This window comes from Phytobacter sp. RSE-02, assembly GCF_040578655.1.
Classification (GTDB): domain Bacteria; phylum Pseudomonadota; class Gammaproteobacteria; order Enterobacterales; family Enterobacteriaceae; genus Phytobacter; species Phytobacter diazotrophicus.
This window is the reverse complement of the sequence record NZ_JBEULY010000008.1, coordinates 1-21,007: the sequence shown is the minus strand read 5'-3', so window position 1 is coordinate 21,007 and position 21,007 is coordinate 1. Positions and strand designations below refer to the sequence as shown.

Annotated in this window: 20 protein-coding genes and 1 tRNA gene; 8 read left to right on the top strand and 13 right to left on the bottom strand. The window is 49.1% G+C overall.

Annotated elements, in window-relative coordinates; all coding sequences use genetic code 11:
* Positions 1–17: 17 nt before the first annotated feature.
* Entirely contained in the window at positions 18–683 is a 666-nt protein-coding gene (locus ABU190_RS17045; protein WP_079497085.1) for an ABC transporter ATP-binding protein, read from the bottom strand.
* A complete protein-coding gene (locus ABU190_RS17040) occupies positions 680–1,456 on the bottom strand; it encodes an ABC transporter permease (RefSeq protein ID WP_354692048.1) in 777 nt (258 codons plus the stop codon). The genes ABU190_RS17045 and ABU190_RS17040 overlap by 4 nt, the downstream gene beginning before the upstream one ends.
* 1,166 nt (positions 1,457–2,622) lie before the next feature.
* On the opposite strand from ABU190_RS17040, the gene ABU190_RS17035 reads away from it, so the two are divergent.
* Positions 2,623–2,698 (top strand) — tRNA-Ile (locus tag ABU190_RS17035).
* A 180-nt stretch (positions 2,699–2,878) separates the two neighbouring features.
* On the opposite strand, the gene ABU190_RS17030 is transcribed toward ABU190_RS17035, so the two are convergent.
* Both ABU190_RS17030 and ABU190_RS17025 read right to left on the bottom strand, forming a co-directional pair.
* Entirely contained in the window at positions 2,879–3,187 is a 309-nt protein-coding gene (locus ABU190_RS17030) for a hypothetical protein (protein ID WP_354691929.1), read from the bottom strand.
* Complete coding sequence (locus ABU190_RS17025) at positions 3,184–3,441, bottom strand: hypothetical protein (RefSeq protein WP_354691928.1); 258 nt, start codon at positions 3,439–3,441, stop codon at positions 3,184–3,186. The genes ABU190_RS17030 and ABU190_RS17025 overlap by 4 nt, the downstream gene beginning before the upstream one ends.
* Before the next feature lie 225 nt (positions 3,442–3,666).
* Between ABU190_RS17025 and ABU190_RS17020 the strand changes: the two genes are divergently transcribed.
* Positions 3,667–3,981 (top strand): hypothetical protein, encoded by a 315-nt coding sequence (locus ABU190_RS17020; RefSeq protein WP_354691927.1) that lies wholly within the window; start codon positions 3,667–3,669, stop codon positions 3,979–3,981.
* Positions 3,982–4,221 (top strand): hypothetical protein, encoded by a 240-nt coding sequence (locus ABU190_RS17015; protein ID WP_354691926.1) that lies wholly within the window; start codon positions 3,982–3,984, stop codon positions 4,219–4,221.
* 360 nt (positions 4,222–4,581) lie between these two features.
* Here ABU190_RS17015 and ABU190_RS17010 read toward each other — a convergent pair whose 3' ends face one another.
* Together ABU190_RS17010 and ABU190_RS17005 are read right to left on the bottom strand one after the other, a co-directional pair.
* Positions 4,582–4,905: a DUF1889 family protein gene (locus ABU190_RS17010; protein WP_039078157.1), complete on the bottom strand. Its 324-nt coding sequence runs from the start codon at positions 4,903–4,905 to the stop codon at positions 4,582–4,584.
* A 722-nt stretch (positions 4,906–5,627) separates the two neighbouring features.
* The gene (locus ABU190_RS17005) at positions 5,628–6,104 is read right to left on the bottom strand and encodes a hypothetical protein (RefSeq protein WP_354691925.1); all 477 of its coding nucleotides are present in this window, start codon (positions 6,102–6,104) and stop codon (positions 5,628–5,630) included.
* A 604-nt stretch (positions 6,105–6,708) separates the two neighbouring features.
* On the opposite strand from ABU190_RS17005, the gene ABU190_RS17000 reads away from it, so the two are divergent.
* Both ABU190_RS17000 and ABU190_RS16995 read left to right on the top strand, forming a co-directional pair.
* Positions 6,709–7,671, top strand: coding sequence for a hypothetical protein (locus ABU190_RS17000; RefSeq protein WP_039078159.1), 963 nt, complete (start codon positions 6,709–6,711; stop codon positions 7,669–7,671).
* A 62-nt stretch (positions 7,672–7,733) separates the two neighbouring features.
* Positions 7,734–8,264, top strand: coding sequence for a hypothetical protein (locus ABU190_RS16995; protein ID WP_354691924.1), 531 nt, complete (start codon positions 7,734–7,736; stop codon positions 8,262–8,264).
* A gap of 53 nt (positions 8,265–8,317) precedes the next feature.
* Here ABU190_RS16995 and ABU190_RS16990 read toward each other — a convergent pair whose 3' ends face one another.
* The 3 genes from ABU190_RS16990 to ABU190_RS16980 all read right to left on the bottom strand — a co-directional run bounded on the left by ABU190_RS16990 (position 8,318) and on the right by ABU190_RS16980 (position 11,639).
* Positions 8,318–8,578 (bottom strand): hypothetical protein, encoded by a 261-nt coding sequence (locus tag ABU190_RS16990; RefSeq protein WP_079497083.1) that lies wholly within the window; start codon positions 8,576–8,578, stop codon positions 8,318–8,320.
* Between the two features lie 28 nt (positions 8,579–8,606).
* Entirely contained in the window at positions 8,607–9,611 is a 1,005-nt protein-coding gene (locus ABU190_RS16985; protein WP_354691923.1) for a LacI family DNA-binding transcriptional regulator, read from the bottom strand.
* A 141-nt stretch (positions 9,612–9,752) separates the two neighbouring features.
* A complete protein-coding gene (locus ABU190_RS16980; protein WP_354691922.1) occupies positions 9,753–11,639 on the bottom strand; it encodes a beta-glucoside-specific PTS transporter subunit IIABC in 1,887 nt (628 codons plus the stop codon).
* Between the two features lie 364 nt (positions 11,640–12,003).
* On the opposite strand from ABU190_RS16980, the gene ABU190_RS16975 reads away from it, so the two are divergent.
* Entirely contained in the window at positions 12,004–13,173 is a 1,170-nt protein-coding gene (locus tag ABU190_RS16975) for a DNA repair protein (RefSeq protein WP_039078163.1), read from the top strand.
* A 722-nt stretch (positions 13,174–13,895) separates the two neighbouring features.
* Here the strand turns inward: ABU190_RS16975 and ABU190_RS16970 are convergent.
* Positions 13,896–14,669 carry a siderophore-interacting protein gene (locus tag ABU190_RS16970; RefSeq protein ID WP_354692047.1) on the bottom strand — a complete coding sequence of 258 codons (774 nt, stop codon included), beginning with the start codon at positions 14,667–14,669 and terminating at the stop codon, positions 13,896–13,898.
* A gap of 236 nt (positions 14,670–14,905) precedes the next feature.
* Here ABU190_RS16970 and ABU190_RS16965 point away from each other — a divergent pair, with 236 nt between their 5' ends.
* The gene (locus tag ABU190_RS16965) at positions 14,906–15,502 is read left to right on the top strand and encodes a PadR family transcriptional regulator (RefSeq protein WP_354691921.1); all 597 of its coding nucleotides are present in this window, start codon (positions 14,906–14,908) and stop codon (positions 15,500–15,502) included.
* Here the strand turns inward: ABU190_RS16965 and ABU190_RS16960 are convergent.
* From ABU190_RS16960 to ABU190_RS16950, 3 genes are all read right to left on the bottom strand, one after another.
* Positions 15,499–17,061, bottom strand: a complete 1,563-nt coding sequence (locus ABU190_RS16960) for a methyl-accepting chemotaxis protein (protein WP_039078166.1) — start codon at positions 17,059–17,061, stop codon at positions 15,499–15,501. The two genes, ABU190_RS16965 and ABU190_RS16960, sit on opposite strands and share 4 nt — an antisense overlap.
* Positions 17,062–17,516: 455 nt before the next feature.
* Entirely contained in the window at positions 17,517–19,037 is a 1,521-nt protein-coding gene (locus tag ABU190_RS16955; RefSeq protein ID WP_354691920.1) for a methyl-accepting chemotaxis protein, read from the bottom strand.
* A gap of 135 nt (positions 19,038–19,172) precedes the next feature.
* Positions 19,173–19,328: a hypothetical protein gene (locus tag ABU190_RS16950; RefSeq protein ID WP_354691919.1), complete on the bottom strand. Its 156-nt coding sequence runs from the start codon at positions 19,326–19,328 to the stop codon at positions 19,173–19,175.
* A gap of 142 nt (positions 19,329–19,470) precedes the next feature.
* Between ABU190_RS16950 and ygjG the strand changes: the two genes are divergently transcribed.
* Positions 19,471–20,850 carry a putrescine aminotransferase gene (gene ygjG / locus ABU190_RS16945; protein WP_047373471.1) on the top strand — a complete coding sequence of 460 codons (1,380 nt, stop codon included), beginning with the start codon at positions 19,471–19,473 and terminating at the stop codon, positions 20,848–20,850.
* Positions 20,851–21,007 lie beyond the last annotated feature (157 nt).

The window sequence follows — 21,007 nt, the reverse complement described above, 5'->3', positions numbered from 1 at the left end:
ATGGCCGTTTTTTACTTCTAAAGCTTTTCTTCTTCCAAATATTTTTTAATTGCATTTTCGACATTATCGAAATAATGAACAACATTATCTCGACCTAAGAAGAGAGCAACATCACAATATTCTTTCAAAGAATTTAAGCTATGTGACACCATTAAGAAACTGGATTCAGAATGGCGGGATTTAAAAAGATCTGAGCATTTCTGCTTAAATCTGGCATCACCTACTGCTGTAACTTCGTCGACGAGATAGTAATCAAATTTAAAAGCCATACTTAAACCAAAACCCAACCGGGATTTCATCCCTGAGGAATAAGACTTGATTGGCATATCAAAGTATTTACCTAATTCTGCAAATTCTTCAACGAAATCAACTTTATTTTTTAATTCTGATTTCTCAGAATATAAGCGTGCAACAAATTTAACGTTTTCCCGCCCTGTTAAGCTGCCCTGAAAACCACCAGATAGCCCCACAGGCCAGGATATTGTTTTATTCGTATATATACTGCCACTATCAGGCCTATCTATGCCTCCTATAACGCGAAGAAGTGTTGATTTTCCTGCTCCATTTCGTCCAAGCAGTGCAACACTTTTACCGCCAGGCAACTCAACATTCAAATCTTTAAAGACATAATGACGCCCCTGGGGAGTGCGGTAGGATTTCGTGAGATTTTCAATTCTTATCATGATGTTAACATCGCCTCCTCACGTGTCCTGTACAACGCTAACCCAATGAAAGGCATTATTATTGCGCTCAAAGCTAAATATCCCAAACTAACGCCATCGGTCAAATATCCGGCGACAACAGATTCTCGGCTGAGCTCAATAGCATGAACAATTGGATTCCATAAAAGATAATGCCAATATTCTTTAGGAACTGAGTGGATTGGAAACATAATGCATGAAATAAAATATAGAGGTTTCAACACTATAGGCAAAAATTTTGCAAGTTCTGGAAAGGTTTTACCAAGGACCATGAAAACCAAACCCAGTCCACATGAGAATATAATTAATAAAAACCAACTAAATACTAATATAAGAATATTAGTTACTGAATACTCCTCCCCCAAAACCCACACTATCGCCATAAGTATTAAATATACAGCGGCATATATTAAGGTTTCCAGAGATGCTCTGGCAATGATTGTATCAATTGGCTTTACTGGACGATAGTTAAATAATCCCAGATTCGCCTCGATAGCACCAATCGAGCGATTGGTTATATTGGTAAAAATAAAATAGGGAATAATGCCATTTAATAGAAATACGGGAAATGATATATCTGGCATCGTTCTGTGCATTATGAAACCAAAAATAACCATGAGGACAAGCAAATGTGCCGCTGGCTCCAATATCGCCCACAGATACCCCAAACGGTACTTACCAAATCGTGTCTTGATCTCGCGTAAAAACAGGGCCTTAACAGCCGCTTGCTGAACTTCTAACCCACTTCTGGCCATTAGTGATGTAACCTTGATGTCATGAGACACGCTACCGCCCCTGGCTTTAGCTACCAGCATGCTCGGGGATGCGTATAAATAAAACTAAAAAGTTATCTTGCTAATTTTTTAACCTGGCGAATTTTCGCATTTTGGGAATGAAATTCCTGACAGGAAGGTAAAGACAAAAGGATAAAAATTGCGGGTATCTTCCTGATAAAAACTTACTGAACTTCCAAATCAGCTATAAATGTAGCGAGGTATCCGGATAGATCCTATAAGTTATAATCTATTAATATAACGATATTAATTAATAAGTTCTATAACTATAGGAGCTCGTTCGAAAAAATAAATAAAACCTTTTAATATCAGTTAGTTAAAAATATTTAAAATTCACAAACCGAATAACTTGGAAAGATTTCATTATTTCATGAATAATATTGATATGAAAAATATTTCATAATATTTATTCCGCCTGCCAAACTTATACACTTTTACAACCAAAATATATTGCATTTAACATTGAATATGCATTGAGCTAACGTATTACGATAAAGAATAATTAAGAACCTCATTAGTCAACTAACTTGAAAAAACGACAAGTTGATGGTTATTTAAAATAGATTTCATTCATTAGTTGTAGTGATGCTTTAGTGCAAAAATTAGTTTTATAGCGCCTCACCAATCACGTGCGGGTGGTTCATGATAAATCTTGTATGTTGTTCTGTTTAGGCTGCTGAGCTTTCGAAGCTCCCAAGTTTGAGTCGCATCGATAGCAAAATGTTGTCGTCTTCGGGAGTCTACCTGCGCGGCATTCTCTTCCAAATTTCCAGTGTACGGAGCAATGAGTACCGCGAGTTAAGAGTCATCATTGTGTTTAAGCAGACTTCACCCGTTTGAACGTCGCTCATACTACCCACTGCCATCGGCTTTTAAAGCCAAACCTAAGCCACACAGGATCAGTTGATCTTCCACCGCTCGTTGTATGTGTTCCCTGAGGGGTTGCCGCAATTCATTCTGTAGAAAGCAACGCGCAACCTGGCACAAGAATATCGAGGCTATCTATTTCCCCGATGTTGGATGCGGAACTTAAGTATAAAGGATTGATAATGCGTTGTTTATAAAACAACCAGATGGAATGTTGATGCTGGATCGCCTGGAGAAGTTACTTTATAATTGCCCGCCACGGCCCCTTAGCTCAGTGGTTAGAGCAGGCGACTCATAATCGCTTGGTCGCTGGTTCAAACCCAGCAGGGGCCACCAGACAAAACAAGGAGTTAGATGAGAAATCGTCTGACTCTTTTTTCTTTGGATGCAATCTGGGTCAGGTAAGGAATTGCTCCCTACACTCTTCATCCCGCTGCAACATCCCCGGATAGGATCAGTTTTCAGTCAGCCAGCGAGGGTATGGAATGAAGTGGAAGCAAGATTATTAGGTATTGATTAACGGCTGGACAGGGATAAACGCCAGTAAATTTTTTTTATTAAGAAAATGGTAAGCACACCGAGCAACGCAGACATCAATCCAAGAAAAATCAGCACCGAGAGAGTATGACTGAAAAGCCCACCGAGGCTTGTGAAATCGCTCAGCCGTGCGAATTGCTTAGGCGTCATTACACGTATCACTATTTCCGGGATAGTTAGAAAGAAAATAATCACGACCAAAAAACTAATTACCGTGTTTCCATATTTTTTCATAGCATTCCCTGCCTGGCCCGTAAATTGTGATCGATTATCAACTAACTGTTTCACTCATGCTTAACCTGAGTTAAAGCACAATAAACTTTCCCAACGACATACACGCCAATAATTCCGATAAAGATGGATGACAGACCAATGAAAATCATCGCCGAGAGGAATGGACTGAATAAACCACCCAAACTTGTAAAATCGCTAAGTCTGGCAAGTATGTCATTCGGAACCTTCCTTAAGATGACCTCAGGAATTATTAGAAAAGAAATAATTGCCGCTAAAACATAAATAAGGATTTTTCGATTTTTTTTCATTCGTAACGTTGCCCGTGTGAGCGACCATGATCAATCATTAAACATTAATGTTACAACAAGGCAAATGGAAATGGCAGAAAACTATCTTAAATTGAAAACTCCGTCAGATAGAAGGATGGCATTTGCTTTAACTAAAGCGTTAAGGGAGATCCACGCCAGTCATATGGAGACCTCGCAAACGTTAAACTTGGCAGTCAACGGCTTATTAACTATGGCTCCTGCTTAGTGCCTGACGAGTACTACGGGAGTACGTGCCATGAGCAATGGAGTGAAGATAAACGCTTGTATTTATCTTTGTTAGAAATATACAAAAGAAATGATGTCGTTCTTGATATGGTTCAACTCTATTTCCAAAAAACATTCAAGCGTCTGGGAGATGAGAAAAGTAATACGCTGGTGTCCTATATAAAGCAGAAAATCGGAGAGAAAGCATATGAAGCTGCTGATCGTTCAAGCAAACTAGCTCTTTCTCTGACAATTGCTAAATTGATTGTAAGTAGCACTGATTTTCAGGAATCTTATATTAAGAAAGTAAATTAAATGTCCACTTGGTTTGTGAAAGCTACGGCATTGTATGCTAAAGTTCAGATAGCTGCATTAGCAGCAAATAAACTGAAATTTCAGGATGCGGAATATTACCAATTACTTTATCGAGAAAAGCTGGAAATGCTATACTTTCTTATTGAACTTCAAATGTCTAAAATAATCTATGAAGTAGAGTCTGGCAGGAACAACGAGGAAGTCATTGGCGACGCTTTATATGAAATATTGAAAAGATGAAGAAATTATTATTATTCTTGTGGGGAGCTCACTCTCACTTAGTACCCATCGCACTCATTCTTTCCGGGGCATTTTTGTTTATTCAATTCATTCCCAGCTATTCAGGGATACTTACTTTTTTATGGTTTATTATCGTCTCTTATTTTTATATCAAATATAATCGCAGGTATTAGCACCGCATTTATTACAGCTAAAATGCTCCTTCGTTGGCAGATTGAGTATGCCGGAAGATCTCTAAATGTGAATGGCACGATTATGCGGATACTTACACCAGCAGGGGCCACCAAATTCAAGGGCCTAAGTGAAAACAGAGGCCCTTTGTCGTATTAAAATCCATGTGAGAAGCGAACTGAAATGCGCCTAACTTGCCGGGTCAAACTCGACGTTCACCCGCGCGCGCAGCTCTTCCTTCATATACGAAGTAAAGTATTCAGGGTTTTTAATCACAACACGGTCAGCGGACTCGATTTTATCCGCCCATCCCGCCACTTTTTTTGTGAACTCCGGGTGCCATCCTTCCCGCTCCCCTCGCGCGATAATCTCCTCGGCGTGAGCTGGAACACCAAGCTCTTTCAGATACTTAAACATCCCCTTCACTGTACTCTCATCCATGGAATGTGGTGTTGAGGCTGATGTGTTCATACCGCCAATAAAGTCCAATGCTTTCTCAATTACTGTTGGCATATTCGTATCCTTAAATTAACCATCTAATAATCACCTCTTCACTATGACCTGAAATGGCGAAGAGTCTGCAATTGATGGTCAAATCTGTTACCTGGCCCCAAAATCAGCTTCACATGTGACGTTTTTCTGCTCGATGACGTGCCACACAAGCGCAAAGACTTTTCCTCATTGACCAGGGGCCGGGACTTTAGCGCGTTAGCCCACGCCAGTCATTGTGGTAACGGCCAGTACAGTCCTCAGGAAGGGTACATACAACACAATGCTCTTATAAGGCTTACAAGTATGCTGAAATATCAGGTAAGTTAGTCCTCCACCTGACTATCGCCAGGCGGGTATGAAGTAGAGGGACTATCATGATCGGTAAAGCTTGATATGAGTTATTAAAAAAATGAAGCAGGCAATTTTATGGTTTTTACAGTCATATATCTATTTAATCCCTTTGGCCCTTATTGTGGCAGGGGCATATATCTTCGCGAGATTTATACCTGATTATTTTGGGATACTGACCTTTATGTGGCTTATTATCGTCTCATTTTTTTATATCAAGTATAACCGCTGGTATTAGTGTAGCTGGCACTGGTTGCGATCACGATTTGAGTCGATATTCGTCTGGTATAAGATGTTCAATGGCTCGTGCGGGGGTTCACGGTTATATTCTGACAGCCCTCTTTCCGTGATAACCCACACTTCATTCAATGTGCTCTTCATTGCCCCTTATCTGCTCACATAAACGCCGTATCATGCTCCCGGCTGTACGCGTCCCGCACGAACTCAACCCATGATGAATCTGCCGTTGGCTTGCACAGCGCCTTCCAGAATACGTCGTCAAAACAGCCCGTCAGGAAAAGATAGCGACATACATTCATTACCTCATCGGGACGCCATTCACGCGAACTGCCAATGCCCATCAGGTCAGACTCCAGTCTGCTATACGTTAAATTATCCTCTTCATCTGCCCATGCCCGGTTAAGACGTTCATAAATGGATGCGCCCTTCTGTGCGCTGACCTCAAAAAAGTCGCCATATAATTCATGGGGAAGATACTGATGTTCGCCACCCAAATCATGCAAAAACGGATAAACACCGGACTCCCAGGCAAAGATGTACGCGTCGGTATATTCCTTATGATGCTTACCCAAATGCATGATCTGAATTCGCTGCTGTGTGAACATGGCTTTCATTATGTGTTGATCAGACATCGAACCTGACTCCTTTTCAAATGCGAGAATAATTTTCGGCTCTAAGGTAATGCACAATGCACCAGGCCGCCAGCGGTGAAAACGTGGCGGCGTGAGCGTTTTGTCTATTTTGAGAATTAGCCCCCAATCCCGCCCGGAATAGGCTTACTGCGCATCTGCATTTGCAGTTATGTTAATGCCGCTAAAAAAGTGTTTTTCCGTTGCTAAATAGATTGCCGCATCTTAATTTCACCTCGAAATTATTCATATAGAAAATACCCCATCTCATCACGCTGAAAGGATAAAAGCCCATTTTTTGGCGGGGTGAACTTTGCCTGTTCGCTGTCTAAAATAAGGAATCTCAAGGTTTCCTTTACCATTCGCCAGCAAAAACGGCAAGATAAAAACCAGAAAGAGAACAATTAAATCAGAAGGTTATGAAAAATCTGCATGTTTTCAGTTGCGCCAGACAGTACATGATATTTAGCTATTTTCTTCGTCTGGCCTGAATAGTGTGCGGCGAAATAAACCTGTACACCGGAAAAAACATCTGTTTGTTAGCCCTGGGAGTCCAGGAAAAATCCTGGATTAATACTTCTGTACTCATCATTACAAGGAATGAAAAATGACGCTGCCCGGACTCAACCCCGAAGCAAATATGCCTGGCTATGATTTTGCGCGCTTTAGCGGTAAAGGTGCGACAGATTTCAATTTCGATGCGCTTGGCGCAGCGATGGACTGTACACGTGATTTTGCGCAGGCTGGAATTATCTATGCCGATGGCACGGAGCGGTACTTGGTGCGCCCCAGCAAACGTCACCCGAATGGACAAAGCGGCATCGTAACGCATGTGGTTGTGACAAAGCCTCCCGCACAAGGGTCAAAAACCACGGTGGGTAAATCGTTGACCGACGCCGTCTCCGCAACCTCTCTCGGTCCGGAAATCGCCTCAACCGTCCTCTCCTGCGGCGCAATGATCATTACCGCCGGGGTGATGGCCACCGCGGGCGCCGCAGTCCCGCTCACTGCAGGAGCCAGCGGCGCGCTGGTCGCCCTGGGCTATGCCGGCGCCGCTGCCACGGGTCTGCAATGCATCAACGGCCTCTACCGTTTATATGACCTGGTGGAGAATGGCGGCGAAGATGTGGCCTGGCTGGATTCGCAAGGCTGGTATAACGCCACCTCTACCGCGCTCGATCTTATCTCGCTGGCAAGCGCAGGTGGCGTACTGAAAGAGGTGGTCACGACGTGGCGCGCAATGAAATCCGTTTCGTCGTTAAAGGCGTCTCAGTGGCTGAAAGAGTACCCCCGCCAGGATCGCAAACGCCTGACGGAGCTCATCATCAAGCTGCAAAACCCTGGCATCAGTAATAAAGAAATCAAAGCCCTTATCCGCGCAGGCATTTATCCTAAACGCTTCCCGGTCGAGCCGGTGCAGGTGGAGCTCGCCCGGCAACTGGGTAACCTGGTGACCAGTGCGGCGGCGCTGGCGGGAAGCGCAGTGAGCGGTGTCGTCGCCTCGCCGGGCAATATTCCCAAAACAGGCCGCTATATTGTGGGCACCATTCAGTCACTGGCGGTACTGTAATGCGCCTGGCCACGCTAATTTCCGGTTGGCTTTTTTGTGATCTGCTGGCCCATGGAAGGGAGATGGAACAGGTTATCGCCCGTGGCGATAACAGTCTGTTGCAACATTCAACGCCCGAACTGGAGCGCTGGTTTGATAAACCGCCGTCTGAACTGCCCCGGCAGAACGGATTTCCTTTGGCGTTTGTGCTGTTGTTGTTCCTGTTAGCCTTCGCCTGTAATTTACTGACGCTGATGGCGATGCTGCCAAAACAGACACCGCCAGTCAGGGCGCTTATCTTCTTCCTGCCCGCAATCCTGTTTATTTTCAGCAACCTGACCGCCACCTATATGATTGCACGCGGTAAAACATCCGGGCTGGCCTGGTATGGCCTGGTGCATGGCGTCCTTACCGTGCTGAGTGCGCTGCTGCTGATGTTTACCGTGCTGGATGGGCAGACGCATCATGCGGTCATCATGCTGGTGGCACTGCTCATCATGCTGGCCTGCCGCTATGTGCTTAACGGTCGCGGATTTATTTTATTCGTGCTCTACGGTCGCACGCAGCGTATCGCAACACTGTCTCGCGGAATGCGCATACGATCGGGCCAATAAGGACAAAAAAGCCGCCAGTGCGTAACGCATGGCGGCTTTTTTTAAGCTGATGGCTATAAGCCAGTGCTAAAGGTAATCAGTCCGAGCACAATACCGGGCGAATTGGCTATCACAATCGGCCAGTTTTTCCTTTCACTCAGTAAACCGTACGTCACCCACAACACGCAGTTCACGGCGGCGGCCAGCGGTTGTAGCGGGTTAGTTTTCACCCCGTGCAAATTATCCAGAATCAACGGTATATACGAGATATACATAAAACAGCAGGCAATGGTCGCCACCCAGCCCACAACAGCATGCGCTCTTGCGTACAACATCACGCTTCGCCTTATGACGTGTGAATGTTCACTCCGCGTCAACGCGTCGGGCAACTGAATCCCGGCTCACCAGGGTTCCCTGATGGGAAAACACGTTTTTTGCGTCGGGATGCAGTAAAATTTCGACCGCATCACGGATCATTTCGTCCATCGGGACGTGGATAGTTGTCAAAGAAGGCGTGTAGTACTTACCAATCACCGAATCATCGAACCCGGCCAACGAGATCTCTCCCGGCACCGATTTCCCCGCATCCTGAAACGCTTTCGCCAGACCAATGGCCATATCGTCATTGGCGGCCAGCACGCAGGTGAACGGAATATTGAGCGCCAGCAACTGGCGTCCCGCCTCATAACCGCTTTCGGTGCTCCAGCCGCCCCGCACTACCAGTTGCGGATCGGGGCTGATACCCGCTTTTCGCAACGCATCGCGGTAGCCGCGTAAACGGCGTTCACCGGTCGGCGAACCACATACGCCCGCCACAAATGCAATCCGGGTATGCCCCTGCGCCAGCAAATGTTCCACCATCTCCTCGCTGCTGCGGCGATGATCGGTAAACACGCAGCGGTTTCGGTTTCTGATAAGTTCACGATTAATGACAACTATCGGAGTCTGGTTGCCGTCAATGATGTCATCCAGCTCACTGACCGACAGATATTTGGGGTAGATCATGATGGCTTCACAGCGAAGCTCGAGGAGCAAACCAATCGCATCGCGCTCGTCCTGAGCGCTGTGTTTCCCGTCTGCAAGCACCAGTTGACGGCTGTGACCTTCACTGCGCGTCGCCGCCTGATAAACCATGCTTGAGAAGAACGGGCCGTTGTACAACCCGTTAGTGATAACCAGCCCAATCGAATTCGTTTTGTTATTAGCAAGATTGCGCGCCAGTTGGTTTGGCCGATAACCGGTATCAGCAACGGCCTGTAAAATTCTGGCCTTCACCTCTTCCCGGACAAACACCTTACCGTTTAGCGCGCGCGATACCGTCGCCTTTGACACTCCTGCCATTCTGGCGACGTCCAGTATCGTTACCATAAGAAAACCTCAATCAATGGGTGGCTCACACTGAGCCAGAAACATCCGGCTCAGAAACATGCTGCAAAAGAGTGCGACTCGCGAAGCCCGACGGGTTACGTCGTGACGCCGTTGACACCATGTTCGTGCGCCCGCGCCTCCTTATGCGAGAGACATCAGTGGCGCCCCCATACCAATCGCGCCATCAAGCTGGTGCTTTGTCAGCGTGAAATCTTCACTGTTAACCACCAGAACCGGGGTTGTCAGATCATAGCCTTCGCGTTCGATGCTGGCTTTGTCGAATTCAAGAAGAGGCGTACCCGCTTTGACCACATCCCCCTCTTTCACCAACGGACGGAAATGCTGCCCCTGCAGGTTGACGGTATTTAACCCAACATGGATCAATAACTCTGCTCCATTATCGCACAATAACCCAATGGCATGATGTGATGCGATCACGGTCGCCACCGTCGCGTCACACGGTGCCACGACTTTGCCTTCTTCGGGCTTGATGGCAATACCATCGCCAAGCGCTTTACCGGCAAAGGCTTCATCTGCCACGCTCTCCAGCGCCACCACTTCCCCTTTTAAGGGGCTAAGCATCTTCACTGCACTGGCCACAGCGGTATTTGACGTCGCTTGCGCTTTGACAGGTGTTGCCGGTTTCGTTTCCTCTTCGTTTGCCGGATCTTCAAAGCCCACGAACTGCACCATCACGATCGTCAGCACGATACAGGTTCCGGCCCCTACCAGTTCGCCGATAAACGACATCGGCGCATTCGGACTGATAGCATTGACCAGGGTAAACAAGCCAGGCAACGCGGCATACGCGTAGTACAGGCTACCGAAGAGACTGGCGACGACCGCACCCATCGCCCCGCCGATACAGCCGCAAATAAACGGCTTTTTAAAACGCAGCGTCACACCGTAAATCGCCGGTTCGGTGATACCAAAAATCGCCGTGATCCCGGCAGACATTGAGGTCGCTTTTAACTGGGTATTGCGGGTTTTCAGGAACACGCCAAACACCGCCGCCATCTGACCAATAACCGCAATGGTCTGGTAAGCCTGGAAGGAGTCGTAACCCTGGGTGTCAAAATTGGCCATGATAACCGGCGTAATCCCCCAGTGAACCCCGAAGATAACAATAATCTGCCACACGCCGCCAATCACCGCCGCCGCAACGGCCGGTGCTGCGTGGAAGAGCGCGTTATAGCCATTTGCCACCCCCATTGCCGCCCAGGTGGTAATGGGGCCAATCACAATCAGGGTCAGCGGCACGATGACAACGAAACAGATCAACGGCGTAAAGAGTGGGCTGACCACGTCCGGGATCCACTTTTCTACCCGGCGTTCGAACCAGGAGAGCGCCCACACCAGGAACAGCGGTGGCAAAACCGAGGAGGTATACACCGTTTTAGAAAGCGGGAAGAAAAGGAAATTGATGCTCTCCCCGCCAGCAATACGCCCCGCCAGCGCAGCCCAGTCAGGGCTAATCAGCGCACAACAGCAGAGAACCGCGATAAACGGGTTACATTTGAAATGGCGCGCCGCCGTAATGGCGATAAAAACCGGCAGGAAGGCAAACGGCGTCCAGGACATAAAGTTGAGCACGGCGAAAGTGCCGGTGGTTTTGATATCGGCATCTATCAGACTGACAACAATCAGCAGCCCTTGCAGAATACCTGCCGCCGCCAGAATGTAGACAATCGGCGCGAACACTGCCGACATGGTGGCAATCACCGCGTCAAGCTTACGCGTTTTTTTCGGGGCGCTGCTTATGGAGCCATTCTCTTTTACCAGACCTGACATCGCGTTGAAGACGTCGGCCACGTGGGTACCGATCACCACCTGAAACTGTCCACCGCTTTCCACCACCGCAATGACCCCAGGCAGGCTTTGCACCAGACGTTTCGCATCAGCGGGCGTTTCATTAAGGACCAGACGTAAACGCGTGGCGCAACGGGTAAAGCTGTTGATGTTCTCTTCCCCTCCGACTTCCCGGAGGATATCACTTGCTAACTTATTGTAATCCCGAATAACAGCCATCTTTTTTCTACCTTTTATTTTCGGTAACTGAGTCATGCAATGAATGAAACCGGTTTCATGCTAACCTGGACAAGCAGCCATGCAACCGGTTTCATGAAAATATGAGAGCTAAATCACTTGATAAGGTGAATATGAAACAGCCGGGAAGTGGGGAAAAAACGTACCGGGGAAGTATTTCTTTCAGGAATGCTAACGCCTGTAACTTGTGACCTGTATTATGATTTCAGCCATATCTGCTTAGCTGAACTGATGCTAATCTTTCAGGGTTGAACGCAGCGGCTGCGGGTACGACAATGAGCTTATTTCGTGTTTGATCATTACCAACTACCATTAACTCAATCTTTAAGCGCCTTAGCGAAAGACCATGAACAAACCCATAAAACGGCTTGAGATCATTAAGTACGCCATTGAACTGGAAGATGAAGGCATTATTCAGAGCCAGCTTCCTTTTCTAAAAAACGAAGTCACCGACAGTGAACTGGCGTTCATCGTATGGGCGCTTGAAGAGAAAAACTTTTCCGATGCGTTGCGCACTATCAATGCCTGGCTGCAGAGCCAACGTTCAGTGGTGCAGTGGCAGGATCCACAGGTTGCCGCCAGCAAACTGGAACTGAAAGCGCTGGAAGAGCAGTTGCGTGAGTTAATTGATAAACGTAACACCCGCATTCAGTTGCTGGATGATTTCAACGATCTGTACCTCACCCGTCTTGGGCCACTGATGTCACAGATCCTGCGCCTGCGTAAGATCCTCGCCGAAGCCGCCGTGCGTCGCCAGGAAGCCGAAGCGCATCGTCGTGAGGCCGATTATCTTCGCTGCCAGAAATATCTGTCGCAGGCGGTGGAGGTGCTTGTCACCCTTACCCGCCGCTGGCAAAGTTTTCCGCCACAGTCCCCGCAGGCGGCGGAAGCGCGTAAGCATTTGCAGCAGCAGAATGCGCTGATCGCCTCTTTGCTGGCCGAAGCGCAGGAACTGGAGCAAGGCTTAACGCGTGAAGATGAACCGGCGCGTCAGGCGCGGGATGAAGCGCGCCAGGAGTATGAAGATTACCAGGAACAACAGCACGATGCCGAACAGCGTTTTGGCTTCGAGCAGAAGATGTCACCGGATGAGCGCGTTGAGCTGAAACGCTTGTGGCGCCAGGCCAGTAAACTTTGCCACCCGGATTTGGTGGACGACGCCTTTAAAGAAGAGGCGCATGCCATGATGGTTCAGTTGAATCAGGCCAGACAGCGCGGCGATCTGGGGGCAATTCGCCTTTTGTTAACCCGCCTGCAAAAAGGGCTGGAGCCGTTAATGGCCAGCGATCGTCTTAACGATCTTGCCCGCCTGCGCCAGCGTATTCATGAGGTGAAGCAGCATATTGCCAGTCTGATCGATGAGCTGAATGCGCTGGAGAAAGAGGAGTCGTGGCAACTGGTATCGTCACTGACCGATCAGGAAGGGTATTTCCGCCAGCAAGAGAAAGCCCTTGCCGAGATTCGTCAATCTCTGGAGCAGCAGGTGAGCGAAGCCGAATACGACGAAGTGGCATAATCCGCAACCTCCCGGATGCGGCGCAGGCGCCTTATCCGTGCTACAACCGGTTTTCTCCCTCTTCCCTGGGGCTGAGGAATCCCCACAAAATGCGAGCACGAACGGTCCCCTCTCCTCTTTGGGGAGAGAGCCAGGGTGAGGGGAATATGCAGCTCAGGAGGTGGGTTCCGTTCACCTTATGTTCATGGCGAAATGGAACCTCCGAACACGTGAACGGGTAAAGGGGAACACCGCGTTCCCCTTTACAATCCCCGCGGCCCCGCAAAAAATCGGTGCTTCGCACTGCGTTCGCCTCCCGCCCCGCTGCCTGCGGTCGGTTTGACTCGACGTCCTGTCTCGACAAACCTCAGTCCGCCATCCCTGGCGGCCTGCCCTTGTCATCGGGTCTTCGTCTCACCGATTTCAGCGGGGACTCAACCCCCTCGCTGCACGCTCTGCGCCAGGGAAGCAAAAATGTCGCTGTGGTTGTCATGCGGCAAAAAGAGTCAGTCGTGGCTAACAAGGTTGAAGACGTTTACAGTATCTACGACCGGTTTTCTCCCCCTCCCTCTGGCCTGAGGAATCCCCACAAAAATGCGAGCACGAACGGTCCCCTCTCCTCTTTGGGGAGAGGGCCAGGGTGAGGGGAATATGCAGCTCAGGAGGTGGGTTCCGTTCACCTTATGTTCATGGCGAAATGGAACCTCCGAACACGTGAACGGGTAAAGGGGAACTGCAGCGAACTACTTCTTATGCCAATAAGCCTGACCACGAACCCGTTGCTGGTCGATAGTGTCAGTCGCATAGTGATCCAGCAACGCTTTCACTACCGCACCCTCGCCCGTCAGCCAGATAAAATAGTCTTCCGGCGGCACAGCAACCGGCGCCAGCTTTTCCACCACCGTCTGCCCGTCATGGCCAATCACCCAATCAATGTTGTAATCACTCAAATGGGCAAAATAATCTTTGTACGAGGCGTCCCCTACGGTGACCACCGCTTTGACTTCCGGGCGCACCGCCAGGCGGTTTAACCCTTCCAGCCGACGACGCAACGCCGGCATTCCGGACTCATCGCACACATACAACTGCCAGGCATAATCTTCCGGCACCACCAGCGATCCACGCGGTCCGCCGATGGTCAGCTTGTCGCCTGCCCGGGCCTGCATCGCCCAGGTGCTTGCCACACCACCTTCATGAATAAAGAAATCGATCGCCAGCTCCTGGCGACGCTCATCATACAGCGGTGTGTAATCACGCGTTGCAGGGCGTGGACCCTCTGCCCAAACGATACCCTCATCGGTTACCTGTGGAGGCGTAAACGCGCTACCCGGCTGTGGGAAAAAGACTTTGGTATGGTCGTCGAACCCGCGAGAGGTAAACCCCTCCAGCGCCTCGCCGCCCAGCACAATGCGCTGAAACCCGGCACCCACGCGCTCGACGCGTAACACGGTCAACTCGCGAAAACGCAACTCATTGCGTACACGCTGCGGATAACGTTGTTGTTTGATTGTCATAATCGGCCTTCGTGAAATTGAATACGATATATCTAAATTGATTTTTAAATGATAATGATTGCTGTTTATTAAGATGGCAAGCATTTTTTAGATACATAAAATCAGAAACGCACAACCTGCAAAAAAGAAAATTAAAAACCATCAAAATCAATTAATTATAAAAATAAACAGAACCAGGCTTGTCATATTTTCAATTTTAGATATAAATTAGATATATCAAATTCATCAAGGAGCACAACATGCGACATCATCACAATGCGTTCGATGAAGAATGCCAGCAGGGTCACGATAACGAGTGTCCCGCCGGGCGTCGCGGGGAACATCACCGCGGCCACCACGGCGAAGCCCATCATGGGCGCGGCGGCGGACGCCGTCAGCGCTTTTTCGGCCACGGCGAATTACGCCTGGTTATCCTGGATATCCTGACCCGTAATGCCAGCCATGGTTATGAGTTGATTAAAGAGATCGAAACCCTGACCCAGGGAAATTACACCCCCAGTCCGGGTGTGATTTACCCGACGCTGGATCTCTTGCAGGATCAGCAGCTTATTATTATTCACGAGGAAGACGGCGGACGTAAAAAGATAGCCATTACCTCGCAAGGTCAGGCGTGGCTTGCCGAAAATAGCGAGCACCTGCAACATATTCAGGCGCGAATCAAGGCGCGAAGCGTGGGTTATCAGTTACGAAAAGATCCGCAAATGAAGCGCGCGCTGGAAAACTTCAAGGCGGTGCTGGATTTGAAAGTTAACCAGTCAGAGATCAGCGCCGCCCAGTTAAAACAAATTATCGGTATTATCGACCGGGCGGCGCTGGATATCTCTCAACTGGATTAAGCCATCGCCCCGTCTTCACGCAGGCGGAAAACTTGCACCAGCTCGCGCAGGTGCGTCGCCTGCTCATTAAGCGCTGCCGCCGCCGCAACAGACTCTTCCACCAGGCTTGAGTTCTGTTGCGTGGTGGAATCAATCAGCCCGATAGCGCTATTGATTTGCGAAATACCGTCGGTCTGCTCGCGGCTTGCCTGGCCAATCTCACGCAGGATCACATCCATCTCCTGAACGTTGCTCACCATGCCGTTGATCAAACTGCTGGCTTTTTCCACCAGTGCCATGCCTTCACGGGTCTGGCTGGTGGAATTTTCAATAAGCTGGCGGATTTCATTGGCAGATGCGGCACTCTTTTGCGCCAGTTGACGCACTTCACCAGCCACAACCGCAAAGCCACGACCATGCTCGCCTGCACGTGCCGCTTCCACTGCCGCGTTTAGCGCCAGGATATTGGTCTGGAAAGCGATGGCGTCAATCAGATTGATGATGTCAGACATGCGGTTGGAGGTCTCATTGATCACACGCATCTTCTCGGTGACCTGTTTCATCATCTCGCCATTGTTTTTAACCACATTGGCCGCATCCGCAGACAGGCTGGTGGCTTCGGTGGTGTGATCGGCCGTGTTTTTCACGGTCGCGGTAATCTGCTCCATGGACGATGCAGTCTGTTCGACAGAGCTGGCCTGCTCCTCTGTGCGGGCCGCCAGATCCTGGTTTCCGGCCACAATTTGCGCCGCGGCGCTTGAGATACTGGCCGAGCCAAACTGCACTTCCTGAACAATGTCCACCAGGCGGGTTTTCATCTCCATCAAAGCACGCAGCAGGATACCGGTCTCATCACGATAGTCGGAGTGGATAGTGCGGGTTAAATCACCGCTGGCAATCGCCTCGGCAAACGTCACCGCTTCACGCAGCGGGCGAGTAATGGCGCGCACTATCACCCATCCCAAAAGCGTACCCACGCCGATACTGATAATAGCCAGGGCAATCAGCAGTAAACGGTTGGTGCTGAAATCGCTTTGAACCTGCTCACTACCATGACGCATCTGCGCATCCTGGATAGCAATCAGGGCCAGCACTTTCTCTTTGTAGGCTTTTTGGATTGGCACCATTTTGGTCATCATTTCAGTAATAGCCGCCGAATGATCATCCTTCTTCACGTCTTCCAGAATACGAAAACGCGAGTCCAGAAATTGCTGACGGATATCTTTAATCTCGGCGAGGATTTTTTGCGATTCGCTGTCATGGAGGTTTTTTGTCAGATCGTCCAGAAGAACCGTTACGCGGGAACTAATTTCGCCGAGCTGCTTCTCGGTCTCTGCCTGCCATTTGCCATCCGTGTCCAGTAACATAAGTTGCTGCGTACTGACAAAGCTCTGGAAGTTATCGATGAGTTGATTGGCTTTTACGGTGGTCGGATAATCATTGTGAATAATATCCTGCATTCCATTATTAGCACGATTCAGACTGAACAGTGAAAGAGCGGAGCTGGCTACCATCAAGACAATAAAAAATCCGAACGCGAAAAATAATTTCGCACCAATTTTTACATCATGTAAAAACATATATTCCCCCATGCACATGATTATAATTTTGCGAAAAAACCCTTTTCAACAAAGAGTTAGATGTATTGCTTTAAAAGAGACGCCAGAAATAATATCTCCACTGCATGTTATCGGTAACCGCTGCGCTAACTTTATGAGATTGATCGTTTTTTTATTTCAGTTGTGATTATTCTGATAGTTATCAGCTATTAATTGAGATCTATCGATCGTTATATGTTCTGAGGGAAGAAGTTGCGCAACGTATATTAACGCCACTTAATTGTCTTTTAATCAGAATAACAAGTTAAATTAAATAGAATATAATTGATCAAAAAAGAAACTATATTTAATATTAATTTAACATTTTATAAATATAAATAGAACAAATTAGAATGCACAATATAAGCACATAAAACATAAGGTTAAATATATATTAAAGAGAAAATTCCCTCTCTTTGAATAGAGAGGGAGAGAAATTAATGAAGCACGGAAACGGCGTCCTGCAAACGGCTGGCGCGGTGTTTTACCATTGAAGAAATATTGGCGTTTTCGGCTACCAGCCCGGCATTTTTTTGCGCGATGGTATCCAGCTCTGCCACGGCATGCGTCAGTTCTGACAGCCCTTGCGCCTGTTCAGAAGTCGACTGGCTAATCTGGCCAATCAGGGAGGTCACGTTTTGAACCTGAGTGACGATATTGTCCATTGTCCTGCCTGCCGCATGGACCTGTTCATAGCCCGATTGCACTTTGCTGGCGCTGGCATCAATTAACTTGCGAATATCATTTGCCGCACTGGCGCTACGGCTGGCAAGGTGGCGAACCTCCCCGGCCACCACCGCAAAACCTTTGCCCTGTTCACCTGCACGGGCGGCCTCCACTGCGGCATTGAGCGCCAGAATGTTGGTCTGAAAAGCGATGTCATTAATCAATGCGGTGATTGAACCGATGCGCTGCGTACTGTCAGCAATTTCGTCCATCGTTTTCACCACCGTTTCCATCGCTTTTCCTCCATTCGCCGCCGCGCTACTGGCGGAGCTGGAGAGTTTGTCAGCCTCTGTCGCGGTATGGGAATTATTTTGCACCGAGGCGGCCATCTGGCTCATCGTGGCAACGGTCTGCTGCACATTGACGACGGTCTGCCGAGTACGCTCGTTCAGATCGTCGTTACCTTTTGCCAGCGTTTCGCTACCGCTGCGCACGCTACTCACCTGACCGGAAACATCGTGAATCAGCCAGCGACACATTAACCCCAACTGCCCAACGGACCGCAGAGTAAGACCCAGTTCGTCGCTACGTTTCAGATGCGTCACGCTGTTACGTTCACCGGTCGCCACGCTGAGGGCCTGACGGGCGACTTCCTCAACCGGACGCACAATTTGCCATTCGAGGCAGGCACAGCCCAACAGCAAGATCGCGGCACTCAACAAAATCGTCGCCGGACCATTCCCGGAAAGCCACAGGCCAGCCGCCAGCACCATCCATAAGAGCGCCATCACCCCGCGTGTCCGCCAGCGTAATGGCAGAGAGGGCAGCTTACCCAGCCAGCCCCGGCTAACCACCAGCCCTTTATGGATCCGCTTTTTAGCTCGCCCTTCCTGAATGGCTTTATATAAAGGTGTGACAGCGGCAATTTCTTCCTGGGTGGCGCGGGTACGAATGGACATATAGCCCGTCACTTTTCCGTTACGCACCATTGGCGCAGCGTTAGCCCGTACCCAGTAATGATCGCCATTCCGACGGCGGTTTTTAACAATACCGCTCCAGGGTTCGCCCTGTTTCAGGGTGTACCACATGTCCGCAAAGGCGGCTTTCGGCATATCCGGGTGGCGAACCAGGTTGTGCGGCTGGCCGATCAGTTCGTCCAGCTCAAAGCCGCTTACCTGCGAAAAAGTGTCATTGGCGTGGGTGATATAGCTTTGCAAATCGGTGGTCGACATCAGGGTGGTGTCAGCATCAAGGGTGTATTCCCGTTGCGTGACAAACGGCGGAGCAGACATGATAAGCATCCTTTGCAAGTTATTCGGCTGTTAAAAATTTTATCGAATGTTATTTCGGCGATAATGAATTTATCTTTAGTTGTTAAATTTGATTTAGATCGCAATTTGCGATTAAACCGCACTATTTGTATGTTTTTAAGCTGCTGATTTATATAGTAACGCCTTGAAACTACCAAATTTTCCTGATTTATCGCTGCGCGAAAATGAGGCGGCAATCGCACTACCATGGTGCATTTCGCTTAAAAAACGCTCAATGCGCGTTTTCTTTTCCTCTATTTCAGAGCGTAACAAAGGGTAAGATCCGGGATCTAATCTCGTACAAATGCATTTTCCCCTGGTGTTTATCCCGATTTTCATTTACGGCTTCGATGTGGCGCAATCCCTGCAATACTTAAATCAGTATCATGTGATACGCGAGCCCCGGGAGCATATTTTGAACAGATTACCTTCCAGCGCATCGGCTCTTGCCTGCAGCGCACACGCACTGAACCTCATAGAGAAACGAAAGCTTGATCATGAGGAGATGAAAGAATTAAACCGAGAGGTACGAGAATACTTTAAAGAGCATGTCAATCCGGGGTTTTTAGAGTATCGAAAATCTGTTACTGCCGGCGGGGATTACGGAGCCGTAGAGTGGCAAGCGGGAAGTTTGAATACGCTTGTCGACACCCAGGGACAGGAATTTTTAGATTGTCTGGGTGGGTTTGGTATCTTCAATGTGGGGCACCGTAATCCAGTAGTGGTTTCCGCCGTACAGAATCAACTCGCAAAACAACCTCTGCATAGCCAGGAGCTTCTCGACCCATTGCGGGCGATGCTGGCAAAAACGCTGGCGGCATTAGCCCCAGGCAAACTCAAATACAGCTTCTTTAGCAACAGCGGCACGGAATCCGTCGAAGCGGCATTAAAGCTCGCTAAAGCGTATCAGTCGCCACGGGGCAAATTTACCTTTGTCGCGACCAGCGGCGCGTTCCACGGTAAATCCCTGGGTGCGTTGTCTGCGACGGCGAAATCGACCTTCCGCAAACCGTTTATGCCATTGCTGCCGGGCTTCCGTCATGTGCCGTTTGGCGATATCGAGGCCATGCGTACCCTGCTCAGTGAATGTCATAAAACCGGCGATGATGTCGCTGCGGTGATCCTTGAGCCAATTCAGGGCGAAGGCGGCGTTATCCTGCCACCGCAGGGTTATCTGCCGGCCGTGCGTAAGCTGTGTGATGAGTTTGGCGCGCTGCTTATCTTTGATGAAGTGCAGACCGGGATGGGCCGTACGGGCAAGATGTTCGCCTGCGAGCACGAGAACGTCCAGCCGGACATTTTATGTCTTGCGAAAGCGCTCGGCGGCGGCGTGATGCCGATCGGCGCGACTATCGCGACCGAAGAGGTCTTCTCCGTCCTGTTCGATAATCCTTTCCTGCATACCACCACGTTTGGCGGTAACCCGCTGGCCTGTGCGGCCGCGCTGGCGACCATCAACGTGCTGCTGGAAGAGAACTTACCGGCACAGGCAGAGCAGAAAGGTGACATGCTGCTAGACGGCTTCCGCCTGCTGGCGCGTGAATACCCGGATCTGGTGCAGGATGCACGCGGCAGAGGGATGCTGATGGCTATCGAGTTTGTGGATAACGAAATCGGCTATACGTTTGCGAGCGAGATGTTCCGCCAGCGAGTACTGGTTGCCGGGACACTCAACAACTCGAAAACTATTCGTATTGAACCGCCGTTAACACTGACGATTGAACAGTGTGAACAGGTACTCAAAGCGGCACGCACCGCGCTGGCAGCAATGCGCGTGGCGGTGGAAGAAGCGTAAAGACGGTGCGCCCTTCTCCCCCTCACCCCTGCCCTCTCCCTTGTACGGTCCGGAGACATAGTGAACGCTTGTTCGGGGACATGGTAGACACTTACAACTGAGGCATAAGAACCCGTTTATGGAGTCACTTATGCCCTGGGATGCGAGAGATACCATG